The organism is Hymenobacter citatus (assembly GCF_014333615.1).
Classification (GTDB): Bacteria; Bacteroidota; Bacteroidia; order Cytophagales; family Hymenobacteraceae; genus Hymenobacter; species Hymenobacter citatus.
In genome coordinates this window covers 93998-106978 of record NZ_JACSCY010000011.1, presented here as the reverse complement: position 1 = coordinate 106978, position 12981 = coordinate 93998, and the positions used below count along the sequence as shown (strand labels likewise).

The following is a 12981-nucleotide window of genomic DNA, read 5'->3' as shown; positions in this document are numbered from 1 at the left end:
GCAAAGGTACAGCACGGCGCGTAGCTGTTGGAAGCCAAACCAATTTCTCGTAGCGGTTTGCAATGTTCTGGCGTTGGCGTTCCGCGAAAATCTGCGAGAAAGCATAAAAAAGCCGTGGTTCCAGAAGAATAGCTTCTGAAACCACGGCTTCATGTTGGCAATTAGTTGCTACGCTACCCCAGCTTATCCAGTGATAAGCGCTTGGGCATCAGGTCGCGGCGGAATTCGCTTACGGAGCGACCCGTCACCTGGCGAAACTGATTGCTCAGGTGCTGCCCCGAGCTGTAACGCATCTGGTCGGCAATTTCGCTTAGGGTCAGCTCGCCGTAGCTCAGCATTTCCTTCACGCGCTCAATCTTGAGGCGAATCAGGTATTTCTCGATGGTGAGGTTGGCCGTGCGCGAAAATACCTTGCTCAGGTGCGAGTAGGTAGCGGCAAAGCGTTCCGTCAGAAAGGCCGAAGTGGTGAGGGGCATCCTAGCCGTGCGCAGGTGCTCCAGGTACTCGGTGAGGGAGGTTTTGATTTGCTCGGTGAGCTGTTCGGCCCGGCCGGTTAGCACGTCAAATCCTGCCTCTTGCAGGATGGGCGCTACGGCTGTTGGGTCGGCGGGGGTGGTGCGGTCTAGCTGAGCTTGGCCCAGCGTTACTTCAGTAGGCCGGTATCCGGCTTGTTCCAACACGGTGCGTACGGCGTCGATGCACCGGGGGCACACCATGTTCTTGATGTGTAGGAGTGTGGTTTTCACGGGTGTCGTTTTTGGCTGGATCGAGAGGCAGTTCGGGTAGGTGTACGCGCAGACGAAGGTGAGGTTGAGGCAGATGAACGACGGATAGCAGTTTTTGGTAAAGAGTCGGCGGCCCACTCTTTACCAAACCAGCTACGGGCAGCCCAGTTCACAAACGGTACGATGCCCAGAAAAGTGACTGCCAACAGCCAGAAAAATATAAAAAAGGCAGAGAAAAGTCGACCAAAAAAATGATTTCCTACGCCAAAAGTGTAGCCAATCAGCAGCAAAGCCAATAATAAGCTCACGCCAGCCAAGATGCCAACCTGCCGCCGCAACCGCGGATAGTTAATGGTAGAAGTGAACGTACGGGCCATAAGTGCAAAGCAATGGACTACAAATATATCATTACCTGACAGTTCAGAAAGACAACGAAAACCGCGACGCCCTTCCGCCGTACCATTACTTTCTCCTCGTTGATTTTTTGCTTTCCCTACCCCATGAAAACTCTTTCGACCCTGCGCCTGCTAGCCGCCACGTTATTTGTCTCTTCTGCGTCCTTGTTAAGTGCATGTAGCACCGGTACCAACGATGCTGATACCAACGTAGAAGTTGGCGCTAACAAAGACTTTGGCATGTCAGACGCTACCCCCGGCCGCGACCTGGACACGATGGCCTCCACCCGCGCTATTCCAGATACAGCCGGCCGCAAGACTATCGAGCAGCAGTACGATCAAACCCTAAAAGCCACCGACCACAACCACGACGGCAAGGCTGATTAGGCAAGCCTTATGACCAGTTTATATACTACAACGGCCCCGTACAGATCTGTACGGGGCCGTTGTGGCAATAGGCCGCTAGAGCAGCGGCACGGTACCCTAGGATAAGTAGGGCAACGCGTCTATTTATAGAACACAAAGCTATTGGCGCTGGTCCCAATCGTGAAGGAGTCGATAACTTGGCCGGTGGTCTGGTAGCGGAAGAAACGAGCCGTGCCACTGAAGTTCTCGGGCGAGCCGTAGATAACACCCGTGCGCGGGTCTACATCAAGGCTATAGAAGCCGCCCCGGCGCTGAAATAACGGCGCGGTAGGTAGGGCCGCATCCGTAATAGCCATCCGGTATACACCCGCTTGGCGGCGGAAAAACAGCTGGTCTTTTGCGCCGTTGGTGCGCAGGCCACCAGCCTGCTGGCCCGCCGCAAAGCGTAGGGTAGTCGTCACGGCGTTGGTAGCTGGGTCGATGCGCACGAGGCTGCCTGGTACTGTCACGATGGGTGCGTAGGGAGGGGTGGAGCTATAGGTGCTTTGGCCGGAGCACATCACCCATACGGCATTGTTCTTATCCACTACCATGCTGGCGGGGCTGTCGGCTACGGTGATAGTGGCTTCTACCACGTCGGTCAGAGTATTGATGACGCTGACGGTATTACCGCCGTTGTTCGACACAAACAGCTTGTTCCCAACTACAGCCATTTGTTCGGGCTGCTTTCCTACCGGAATAGTTTTGGTTACTTGATTGGTTGTCAGATTAATGACACCTATGAGGCCGTTCGGAACAGAATAATTTACCGTTTGCGATACGTAGCCCTTGTTGTTGCTGGTAGCAAAATAGCGGGGTAAGCGTAGGGTGTCTGCTTGCCCAGCGGCATTGGTGAAAGTCGAAATGGTTGCCTTCTCACTGAAATCTGGCAACGACACCACTTCAATCTTACGGCTATTATTCACCACGATATAGCCCAGGTCACCCACCACAGTCATCGACTGTGCCACATCACCCAGAATGCGGTTATTCACCGAGCGGAACAAAGCAGCGTTGATAATGGCACCTACTTCACTGTTGAAGCCTACCACTTCAGAATTAGACCGCTGAAAGTTGCCTTCCTGCACGATAAACACGTTGCTGCCGGCCGGCGAGGCGTCGTTTTTGTCGTCGGGGTCGCAGCTCCAGAGGGATAGGCCACTGGCTAGGATCAGGGCTGTGCGCGCACTGAAGGAAAGAAAACGTTGTGTCATATAAAGGAAAAAAGTGTGAAAGTTAGAATCAGCGCCAGCTCACGCGCAGGCTCAGCACGCCGTTGCGCGGGGGCATAGCGCGGGCTTCGTAGCTGTTATAGGTGAGGTTGGTAAGGTTGAAGCCCTGTACCAGCGCGGTTAGGCTCCAGGTGTTATGAATAGTGAAGGTGTAGCCCAACGACCCACTCAATAGAAAGTAGGAGGGTAGGAAGGTGGTAGCCGAGGCATCGGTGTAGCGGAAGCTGGTGAAGGTGCTCTGCGTGAGCAACTGCCAGCCGCGCCAACTCTGGCGCGTGGTGAAAGCCACTGTATGCAGCGGCACATAAGGCAATTGCACGCCTACAGGATCAGAGTCGAATGTGTAGCCGCTCACCTTTTGCGACTGGGTATAGGCATAGGCCACCCGCGCCGTGAGGGCGTAGCGTCCCGGCTGCCAGCTCAGCTCCGAACTCAGCTCTGCCCCCTGCGCCCGCACCCGGCGCAAGTTGCGCGGCGACCAGTAGCTCACCGTGTCGCCGGGCAGCCACTGCACCCAGTTGCGTACCTGCTGGCGGTAGGCCGTCAGCTCCGTGGCCAGCGAGAGGGTAGGGGTAGGCTTGAAGGTGTGCTGCACGCCGGCCTCGTAGCCCAGGCTGGTTTCGGGCAGTAAGTTGGGGTTGCCACCGGGGCGCCAGTACCGCTCGTTCAGGGTAGGCACGCGGTAGCTGCGGGCGGCGCTGCCTTTCAGCAGTAGTGTGTGGGCGTCGTGTTGCCACACTTGCCACTCGCCGCCCAGGGTAGGGGCCAGGGGCGGCCGGTGGCCCGGTATAAAGGCCTGCCGGAAGTTGGCCGTGAGGCGAAGGGTAGGAAGCGGGTCGTAGCGCACCAGAGCGTAGCCGGAGAAGCGGTTTTCCGTGAGGTCTTGGCCATAGCCATCTACGCGGGCCGCAAAGTGCTGGGCTTCGCCGCCTACCCGCACGCTCAGGGTAGAAAGCAGTTGCAGACTGTGGTCGGCCTGCACTTGGCTGGTGCGCACACGCGAGTTGCTTTGTACCACGGTGTTGCTGCGGTAGTTCAGGATATCCTCAAACCAAGCTGCGCGCACGCCCGTTTCGTGGCGCCCGGCCACGTGGCGGTAGCCAGCCAGCAAACGGCGGCTCTGGTCGCGCTCCTGGGCATTGTCGTTGGCGGCCCCGATGCCGGGCTGTATGCGGCGGTCAGCATCTGTCAGCCACACGGCGCCCATTAGCTCGCCATGCTGGCCCAGGCGCAGGGTAGCATCCTGGGTGAGGCTCCATTGACGGTAGGCGGCGTTGGTCTGGCGGCGTGTTACCAGGCCATCAATCGTGCGCTCTTGGTAGGGAAAATCGTTCTGGCCCTCGCGGTAGGATGCAGCTGTGCGCAGGGCTAGTTTCTCGTTGCTGAAGCTGTTCTCAACGCTACCCGCCCGCATTCCATAATTGCCCACGTCACCCTGAGCCTGTCCGCGCCACCCTGCCCCCCACTGCACCGGCGACGACAGCAGCACCGTGCCGCCCAACGCGCCGTTGCCATAAACCGCGCTGGCCGGGCCGGGCTGCACCGTGATGCGGGTGGCCCCATTCACGGGGAGCAGGGCAAAATCGGCCTCGCCCAGGGTAGGGAGGTTGATGTTGAAGCCGTTCCAGAGCACAGCCGTGTGGCGGGCTGAGGTGCCGCGCAGCGTGATAGACGACAACTGCCCCGGCCCGTAGTTCTTCAAATAGATGGGTGTAAGCCGGCCCAATGCCTCTGCCAGCGTGCCCGCTGGCAACTGATTCACGGCCACCGAATCGAGGGTAGTACGGCGGCTGCCCACGGCGTAGCGGCTCAGGCGGGCGGCTTCTACCACAGCCGTAGGAAGCAAATGGGGCGTGCTAGCGCTGGTATCGATGGGTGTGCGCTGGGCCTGCACTGCTGCGGTTGGCAACAGGCCTATTGCTACCGCCAGCACACGTAGTGCGTGGGTAGGGATGGAGGAAGCAGCGCGTAAAAAACGTATCCGAACCAAAATTTCCGGGGTAGGAAAAGTCAGTTCAAAACTCCGCCGCGAGCCGAAACCCGCCGCGTAGCCGAGGCCGAAAACAGAAAAAACCGGGTGGCCGGGGCCGCCCGCTGCATTCGTTCTCCGCCTTTCCTCCGAAGGCGCTGAACATGGGAAACGTAGTGGCAGGTCTCCTGGCTTGCTTCGGGCACATCGCCTTCCCATTTCTCCAGCTAAGTTTCATAATTGAAACCTGGCGTTCTGCGAAACAGTGGCAGCTGCGTGATGTGCCCACTCTTGAAGCGTACAGTTGCGGGGACAGCTCCGGCTTTGAACCAGATTCCCTTTTCAGCCTCGCCCCACAATTGGGGTCCGGCCACCGCTACGCCACAAAGATACTGTCTGAACCACGGATTCGCTCGGATTTTCTGGATTACACGGATTTTGTGGATGGGGGCGTAAGGAGGCGTCTGTCATCCTGAGCCTGCGAAGGACCTTTTCGCGGCACAACGAGTATTAGAACAACGACTCGTTTATGCGTGAGAAAGTCCTTCGCAGGTTTGGGATGACAAGTAGGTTGAACCCCTCGCCTACAAAATTCGTGTAATCCAGAAAATCCGAGCAAATCCGTGGTTCAGACAATTCCTGCCGCCTTCTTCCAGCGCCCCGACCCTACCCAGATTGCCCGCGAGCTGCTGGGCAAGTACGTCTTCTCTCGCATAGATGGGGAGCTGACTGGCGGCCGCATCGTCGAAACGGAAGCGTATTCTCATCAAGGGGACAACTCCCTGACGATGCACCTGAAGCGACGCGGCCAGCATGGGCAAGCGCTATACGAGCCGGGCGGCCGCGCTTACCTCTACACGGTGTACCAGCGGCACACGCTCTTCAACATCGTCACTAATGCCGCCGATGTGCCCAACACCGTCCTGATTCGCGCTATTGAGCCCACTGTGGGTATTGATACAATGCTACGTCGGCGCGGTCTGACGGCCATAGCCCGCAACCTCACCGCCGGTCCTGGCTTGCTCACGCAAGCGCTAGGCGTCACGCCCGCCCTCACCGGTACCGACCTGCAAGGCGACGTGCTTTGGTTGGAAGACCACGACGAGGATGTGCCTGATGCGGAGGTGCGGGCCAGCACCAGGGTAGGGCTGGCCTACGCCGGTGCGGAAGCAGCCGGGCTGCTTTGGCGCTTCCGCATCAACGACAGCCCGTGGACCAGTCCGGCCAAGTAATAGAGTAAGTTATGCCGATTGGGCTGCCGCCACTAGCTCCCCACTCCAGCGCTTCACTTTCTCGCACACCAACACCATCAAGCGGCCCCGCAAATCAGTAGTAGCAAATAAATAAATATGGCCGCCCTCCCGGATGCCGGTGCGTTGCCGGAATACGGCTACCGTATCCGGAAAATTGCGGGTAGTAACGTGGGCACGCGCCTCAGGACCGAGGTAGGGTAAGAGGGCATCAGCATCATAGCGCTCCACGGCCTGAATGCGGAAAATGCGCCCCGGAAAATCGGCGCGCAACTCATCAGACATATACAAATGGCTATGCTGATGCAGCTTCAACAGCTCGAAGGCATTGCCGATGCTACGGAAAGCACCTGCTTTCAGAATGGCTGCGTTGGGTTCGTAGAGATACTGCCCAGTCTGTGGCTCGGCGTAGCGCGATATGGCGCGGGCCTCCCGGGCGCGGTTCAGGCGGAACTCCTGCTGCTCACCGGTACGGGTGAGGTTCACGGCGTAGCGCTCGGGGTCTACGGCGGGTTCCTCGCCCAGCTCATACAGCACCTCCTTGCATTCATTATCCACAGCCAGCACCCACACGCGCCGCACGTGTTTCAACTCCTGAATAGCCAGCTCAATATCGAGCATAGGCGAGGTCTTAAGCAAAATGCGAGGGGCCTTGTGCAATAGCAGGGGCAGAATGCGCAGCACATCCGGCTCACAGTCCTGCAACCGGAAAATTTTGCGCGAGGCCGTGTCGCGGCGGGCCGGGTCGAGGTAGAGCCAGTCGAATGTCTCGGGCGTGCTTTTCAGGAATGCCAGCGCATCGGTGGTATGGTAGTGCACATTGCGCACACCTAGCAGGCCCAGGTTGTACTGCACCACCTCGGCCAGTTGCGAATTGCGCTCCACATAGTGCACCTCGGCCACGCGGCTGGCGAAATAGCAGGTGTCTACACCAAAGCCACCCGTGAGGTCAGCCAGGCGCTGTCCGCCAACCAGATCGGCCTTGAACGCCGCCGTGCGGTCCGACGAAGCCTGCTCCACCGACAAGGCCGGTGGAAAAATCAATTCGGGGTTTTCGGCCCAGGCGGGCAGCTTGGTGCGTGCCTTTTGGCGGGCCTGAATCTGGCGAACCAGCTCGGGGACGGGGAGCCCCGGAAAGCGGCGGGCCTGCAACGCCAGCTGGGCCGGATCGTGGTGCAGGTGGTCGGCTACATACTGCCGGGCCGCCGCGGGCAACGGATATTCCATGCCCCTATCTACGCAAAAACGGGCAAATTAGTGCAACTGCCAGCTCAATGCCAGCAAAGGCCTGCCGGTAGCGGTGGCGCTCATGCCTATTGTGGTAGGGCGGTAACGCTGCCACAAAGCGCCATGTCGCGCCGCAGGCAGCATGCTATTGTGCGCTTCTACCGCCCGCAGCATGTGGGTGTTGGTATTGCGTGAGATGAGCACATTGACTATCAGGCTGAAGACGGCCACGCCCGCGGCCACCTTCTGCGTGTTGTTGAAATACTGCCGCTCATCACCGGCCAGCACCTGCTGACCGTACAGCGCTACGGAGCCCACAAACACCAGCCGCTCGGCCAGGTGCAGTGCTTTCTGCCGCCGGTAGTCGTTGAGAAATTCCAGCGCCTCGGGGTTGTCGGCTAGGTAGGGGCGCAGCTTCTGCCCAAAATAGCCTGCGTTGCGGTAGTCGGTGCTGGTGTCGGTGGCAAAGTAAAAATTGGTTTGCTGCCCGTTCAATCCCCGGTCCTTATCCTCGGGGCTCAGCCGGATAAATTGCCCCATGGGGGTAGGCTGCTGTGCATACGCCTGGGAGAAGCCCAGCAGAAAAAAGAACAACAGAGCAGTGCGACGGCAGATCGTCGTAACAGAGAGGCGCATAGACGCGACAATAAAAAGTGTCTGAATAGAACTGATTCGCCCCAATAGCAAAAAAGAGTCCTATTTTTTGCCGAACATCCTTTCGGATGGATTCGTTCTGCGGATTGCTGCGGCTGCTAGCTGAATTGATCATAAGTGGCTTTCAAATGCTTTCTTAACGCATTCTCTGGCTGCATAATAACGGGCAATACAGCAGGGTATTTAACTGTTATCAAAGAATCTGTTTTCTTTAGGAATTCATATCCTTTAAAGAAAATAATCATGACCCGTATTCTATTCCCTGTCTCACGTATCGGGACGATATTCGTACCAGCCTTGCTGGCCTTAACTAGCTGTAACGACACTGAGAATACGCCCGCTGCTGGTAAGTTGAGCATTGTGCACGTGGCCTCTGCGGTACCAACTTCTGTGAATGCGCGGGTGGATGAGCAGACTGCCAAAACACTTTATTACGGCCAGAGCACTGGCTACAATGAGCTAAGCGCCGGGGCGCATACATTGGTAGTCGAAGCTGTTGCTACCCCATCCAACCAATTGAGCGTGCCCCTCACGATTAACAGCCGAAAGTTTCACTCGGTATACATCTATAACAGCAGCTCTACCCAGGTAGCCGCCCTAAGCCTCATGGATGATCTGACCATTCCTTCAGCCGGCAAGGCGCACTTGCGTTTCATCAATCTGGGGTACGAGGCGCCGCGCATCACACTGCGTAATCACAAGGCAGGCTCTACCCCCTACGTTCTGGATGTAGCTTTCCGTAGCAATACCGGCTTTTTGGTGATTGATCCGGATACCGTAACGCTGCGTGCCGTGCAACCTAGTGGCACTGTGGTGGCTACTACCTCCCAGCCTTCCATTTTGCGGGCAGGCAAACTATATAATGTGGTGTTGCGTGGCGCCGCAGCCACGACCACCACCCCTGGCTCGCTGGCGCTGAGTGTGGAGGAGCTGTAACCCTTAAACTAGCAGGGCATCATCCCAAAATTCCCCAACAACTTGGCTACCTTTGTGGTTGAAACGCCAAACTACCTGCATCATGCTCGATACGAACCCAACCACGGCGACGACCTACGTCCCCTATAAAGTAAAAGATATTTCCCTGGCCGAGTGGGGCCGTAAGGAAATTCGTCTGGCTGAGGCTGAAATGCCGGGCCTGATGGCACTGCGCGAGGAATATGGCCCCTCGCAGCCATTGAAAGGCGCCCGCATTGCCGGCTGCCTGCACATGACCATCCAAACGGCCGTGCTCATCGAAACCCTGATTGCCCTGGGCGCCGATGTAACATGGTCGTCGTGCAACATCTTCTCTACCCAAGACCACGCTGCCGCTGCCATTGCGGCTGCCGGTATTCCGGTGTATGCCTGGAAGGGCATGAACGAGGAAGAGTTTAACTGGTGCATCGAGCAAACGCTGTACTTCGGCGAGGAGCGTCAGCCCCTGAACATGATTCTGGACGACGGCGGCGACCTGACCAACATGGTGTTGAACCAGTACCCCGAGCTGGCCGCCGGCATCAAAGGTATTTCGGAAGAAACCACCACGGGCGTGCTGCGCCTGCTGGACCGTGTGAAAGCCGGTACCCTACCCATTCCCGCCTTCAACATCAACGACTCGGTTACCAAGTCGAAGTTCGATAACAAATACGGCTGCAAAGAGTCGGCTGTGGATGCTATCCGCCGCGCTACCGACGTGATGATGGCCGGCAAAGTAGCCGTAGTAGCCGGCTACGGCGACGTAGGAAAAGGTACCGCTGCTTCGCTGCGTGGTGCTGGCGCCCGCGTTATCGTAACGGAAATCGACCCCATTTGCGCCCTGCAAGCCGCTATGGACGGCTACGCGGTGAAGAAAATGGTAGACGCTGCCCCTCAAGCCGACATCATCGTGACGGCTACCGGCAACTGCGACATCATCACAGAGGAAATCTTCCGCTCACTGAAGGATAAAGCCATTGTCTGCAACATCGGTCACTTCGACGATGAGATTGACATGGCGTGGCTGAATAAAACCTACGGCAGCACCAAAGACACTGTGAAGCCGCAAGTAGACCTCTACAACATCGACGGCAAAGAGGTAATCATCCTGGCCGAAGGTCGTTTGGTGAACCTGGGCTGCGCCACCGGCCACCCTTCGTTCGTGATGTCGAACTCCTTCACCAACCAAACGCTGGCCCAGATTGAGTTGTGGACCAACGCCGACGCCTACGAAAACCAGGTATACACCCTACCCAAGCACCTTGATGAGAAAGTAGCTCGCCTACACCTCGCCAAGATTGGGGTAGAGTTGGACGAGCTGCGTCCTAAGCAGGCCCAGTATATCGGGGTAGAGGTAGAAGGCCCGTTCAAATCGGACCTGTACCGTTACTAGGAAATCCTGATCTATTACAAAAGGCCGCTCAGCATTGCGCTGAGCGGCCTTTTGTTTATTGTTTACCCTTTTTTGCTTTTAGTGCTAGGAACGTAGCCATAATACTCCTCTGTGGTAGTATAAAGCTTCATTCCTAGTAGCTTCCAGTCGTGCAGGACTACTGCATGATAGTAAACATTTGGGTACGAAAAGGTAGCACTGCCCATGATGGGCCGCCATTCGTGCCCAAGTAGTAGGCCAGAGGTGGTAACGTGGAAGCCGGTAGGCTGCACGGTACCTTGGTCTTTTTTGCCCTCAACCAAAAAGAATAGCTTGTTAACCGGATTGAGTTGGGTGTACCTATAGTTGCTCCAATTGCCAGACTGAGTAGGCCTGTTGTTGGTAGCCAGCAAATTTTCCGATAAGTCAGGGCTGCTATTGGAGCTGCTTCTGAAAGCCGACAAGCTTAATAGAAAAAGCGCTGCTAGCCCAATACCAATCTGCCGCCGGAGTACTGCAAGTACTTTAATCCAAGCGTATACGATAAGAATAAGCAGAATAACATTGAGCGCGGTCCAAGCTATAGTTTCCATAGGTGTCGAATAAAAAATAGGTTATATTAAATATAGAAAAGAAAGCACGCTAATGAATATATAGTTGGCTAAAAATCAATATTTTATACATTATTACCAAAAGCAGTTCGGCCCTGGTGCATTGCGCCAGGGCCGAACTGCTTTTCAAAGAAAAAGGGTACACTACACCGTCACTCCTAGTTGCTCGCGCACCACAGGCGCTACCTCCTTGCCGAAAAGCTCGGTAGAGCGCATCACCTGCTCATGCGGCATGCCCTCAAGCATTAGTTGGCCCAGGAAACGGGTATTGCCGAAAAGCTGGCTGATGTAGAGCAGTTTGTCGATAATCTCCTGCGGACTACCTACCAGCAACGGTCCCTGCGGCCCGCGCAGGTAGTCGAACTGCGCCCGCGACATGGGCGGCCAGCCCCGCTCGCGGCCGATGCGGTTCATCACGGTGGCATAGGCTGGGAAGAACTCATCGGCGGCTTGCTTGGAGTTTTCGGCCACGTGGAAGTGACAATTGAGGCAGAGGGGTAGGGCCGCTGGGTCGTGGCCGGCTTGTTGGGCTGCCTGGCGATAGAGGTCGGCGAAGGCCACGTACTGCGCTGGTGCGCCACCCAAGATGGCAATGGTGAGGCCTAGGCCTAATGTGCCAGCTCGTTGGGCCGATGCCGGTGTGCCTCCTACCCCAATCCAGATGGGTAGGCGCGGTTGCACCGGGCGTGGGTACACGCCTTTCTGTGAGAAGCTGGGTCGGTGCTTACCCTGCCAACTCACGATTTCCTGCTCGTTGATTTTTAGCAGAAGCTCCAGCTTCTCGGCATACAATGCGTCGTAGTGCTTCAAATCATACCCAAAAAGCGGAAATGACTCAATAAAGGAGCCGCGCCCTGCAATAATCTCGGCCCGACCATTCGAGATAAGGTCAACGGTAGCAAAGTTCTGAAATGTACGCACCGGATCGGCCGAGCTGAGCACCGTAACGGCGCTGGCCAGCCTAATGCGCTGGGTGGTAGCAGCCACCGCCGCCAGCACCACCTCGGGCGCCGACACTACATAATCGGGGCGGTGATGCTCGCCCACGGCCAGCACATCCAGCCCTACCTCATCGGCCCGCCGGCCCAAAGCCAGCAACTCCTGCATACGTTGTTGGGCGGCGTAATCCTGGCCGGCTACGTGGGCGGGGGCTACCTCGCCAAAAGAGCTGATGCCTAGTTCCATAAGTTCAGGTAAGCAAGTGAATATAGAAGCAGCAAGCGTCTACGGCCCGTAAATGTTTCGGCAAGAATAGCTGGCGGTTAGTCCAAAAACTGCGTATCCGTCAGTTCCTCGCTGATTTTCCACAGCTGCCGGGCGTGTTCCACCGTGTTGAAGGAGTGCTTCACCGCTTTGGTCTGCTTCTTATCATAGTAGCCACCGCTAATATCGGCCACCGACGGATCGGAAGCCAGAAAGATGCTGGTTTGGGCGCCTTGCTCCGGCGAAATCATGAAGGGCCGCGCTACCAACATGGCAATACCCATCAGCCCGGTGCTGTCGCCACCAAAGCTGCTGGCTACGGCGCCGGGGTGCAACACGTTGGTGGTCACGTTGCGAATGCCGTGGCTGCGTAGGCGCCGCGCCAGTTCCTGCGTGAACATGATGTTGTAGAGCTTCGTGTTGCTGTACACCCGCAACGCGCTGAAGTGCTGCTCCGACTGAAAATCAGCCAGATCAGGCTTGGCAAAATGGTAGGCCTCCGATGCTACATTCACGATGCGTGCCGCAGGACTTGCCTGGAGCATGGGTAGCAACAAGCTGGTCAGCAGAAAGGGGCCTAAGTGGTTTACTGCCACACCCATTTCATACCCTTGGGCAGAAGTTTCGCGTTCTTTCTTCGGTAATAAACCTGCATTATTTACCAGCACATCGAGGCGGGGGTAGGTGGCCTTGAACTGCGCAGCGGCTTTGCGTACTTGGTCCAAATCGGAAAGATCAGCCAGCAGAATGCCTACCCGGTCGTGGCCCGCGGCGGCAACAATGTCGCGGCGTGCCTGCTCGGCTTTGTCGGGGTTGCGAGCCAGCAGTACCACGTAGGCGCCCTGTTTGGCGAGTTCCTGCGCCGTAATCTGACCAATACCGGAAGTAGCGCCCGTTACGAGAATAGTTTTGTCTTGTAAGCTGGTCATGAAGCAAAGGATATAAGGATGAGGTTCTGTGCAGAAGTGTACGCGCCGCCGGCCG

Annotated in this window: 13 protein-coding genes and 1 riboswitch; of the genes, 4 read left to right on the top strand and 9 right to left on the bottom strand. The window is 57.0% G+C overall.

The genetic code is table 11. The features are described from left to right. Positions 1 to 173 precede the first annotated feature (173 nt). Both H8B15_RS21290 and H8B15_RS14225 read right to left on the bottom strand, forming a co-directional pair. Positions 174 to 746 (bottom strand): AraC family transcriptional regulator, encoded by a 573-nt coding sequence (locus H8B15_RS21290; protein WP_187320339.1) that lies wholly within the window; start codon positions 744 to 746, stop codon positions 174 to 176. After that, complete coding sequence (locus H8B15_RS14225) at positions 743 to 1102, bottom strand: hypothetical protein (RefSeq protein WP_187320338.1); 360 nt, start codon at positions 1100 to 1102, stop codon at positions 743 to 745. Before H8B15_RS14225 ends, H8B15_RS21290 begins: the two co-directional genes overlap by 4 nt. Before the next feature lie 123 nt (positions 1103 to 1225). Here H8B15_RS14225 and H8B15_RS14220 point away from each other — a divergent pair, with 123 nt between their 5' ends. Next, the gene (locus tag H8B15_RS14220; protein WP_187320337.1) at positions 1226 to 1507 is read left to right on the top strand and encodes a hypothetical protein; all 282 of its coding nucleotides are present in this window, start codon (positions 1226 to 1228) and stop codon (positions 1505 to 1507) included. 119 nt (positions 1508 to 1626) lie between these two features. Here H8B15_RS14220 and H8B15_RS14215 read toward each other — a convergent pair whose 3' ends face one another. Both H8B15_RS14215 and H8B15_RS14210 read right to left on the bottom strand, forming a co-directional pair. Further along, entirely contained in the window at positions 1627 to 2739 is a 1113-nt protein-coding gene (locus H8B15_RS14215; protein ID WP_187320336.1) for a YncE family protein, read from the bottom strand. Positions 2740 to 2767: 28 nt separating this feature from the next. After that, on the bottom strand, positions 2768 to 4747 hold the full coding sequence (locus tag H8B15_RS14210) for a TonB-dependent receptor plug domain-containing protein (RefSeq protein ID WP_187320335.1): 1980 nt from the start codon (positions 4745 to 4747) through the stop codon (positions 2768 to 2770). Positions 4748 to 4887: 140 nt separating this feature from the next. Then, a riboswitch (cobalamin riboswitch) is annotated at positions 4888 to 5119 on the bottom strand. 230 nt (positions 5120 to 5349) lie between these two features. On the opposite strand from H8B15_RS14210, the gene H8B15_RS14205 reads away from it, so the two are divergent. Then, on the top strand, positions 5350 to 5958 hold the full coding sequence (locus H8B15_RS14205; protein ID WP_343069163.1) for a DNA-3-methyladenine glycosylase: 609 nt from the start codon (positions 5350 to 5352) through the stop codon (positions 5956 to 5958). A gap of 9 nt (positions 5959 to 5967) precedes the next feature. Here the strand turns inward: H8B15_RS14205 and H8B15_RS14200 are convergent, their stop codons facing one another. Both H8B15_RS14200 and H8B15_RS14195 read right to left on the bottom strand, forming a co-directional pair. Further along, entirely contained in the window at positions 5968 to 7203 is a 1236-nt protein-coding gene (locus tag H8B15_RS14200) for a class I SAM-dependent methyltransferase (protein ID WP_187320334.1), read from the bottom strand. A 27-nt stretch (positions 7204 to 7230) separates the two neighbouring features. Next, positions 7231 to 7839, bottom strand: a complete 609-nt coding sequence (locus tag H8B15_RS14195; protein WP_187320333.1) for a hypothetical protein — start codon at positions 7837 to 7839, stop codon at positions 7231 to 7233. A 261-nt stretch (positions 7840 to 8100) separates the two neighbouring features. On the opposite strand from H8B15_RS14195, the gene H8B15_RS14190 reads away from it, so the two are divergent. Together H8B15_RS14190 and ahcY are read left to right on the top strand one after the other, a co-directional pair. Next, entirely contained in the window at positions 8101 to 8793 is a 693-nt protein-coding gene (locus H8B15_RS14190; protein WP_187320332.1) for a DUF4397 domain-containing protein, read from the top strand. Between the two features lie 82 nt (positions 8794 to 8875). Further along, positions 8876 to 10204, top strand: a complete 1329-nt coding sequence (ahcY, locus tag H8B15_RS14185) for an adenosylhomocysteinase (RefSeq protein ID WP_187320331.1) — start codon at positions 8876 to 8878, stop codon at positions 10202 to 10204. Between the two features lie 62 nt (positions 10205 to 10266). Here ahcY and H8B15_RS14180 read toward each other — a convergent pair whose 3' ends face one another. The 3 genes from H8B15_RS14180 to H8B15_RS14170 all read right to left on the bottom strand — a co-directional run bounded on the left by H8B15_RS14180 (position 10267) and on the right by H8B15_RS14170 (position 12926). Beyond that, positions 10267 to 10776 carry a hypothetical protein gene (locus H8B15_RS14180; protein WP_187320330.1) on the bottom strand — a complete coding sequence of 170 codons (510 nt, stop codon included), beginning with the start codon at positions 10774 to 10776 and terminating at the stop codon, positions 10267 to 10269. Positions 10777 to 10938: 162 nt separating this feature from the next. Further along, positions 10939 to 11979: an LLM class flavin-dependent oxidoreductase gene (locus H8B15_RS14175; protein ID WP_187320329.1), complete on the bottom strand. Its 1041-nt coding sequence runs from the start codon at positions 11977 to 11979 to the stop codon at positions 10939 to 10941. A 77-nt stretch (positions 11980 to 12056) separates the two neighbouring features. Then, positions 12057 to 12926 (bottom strand): SDR family oxidoreductase, encoded by an 870-nt coding sequence (locus tag H8B15_RS14170; RefSeq protein ID WP_187320328.1) that lies wholly within the window; start codon positions 12924 to 12926, stop codon positions 12057 to 12059. Between the last annotated feature and the right edge of the window lie 55 nt (positions 12927 to 12981).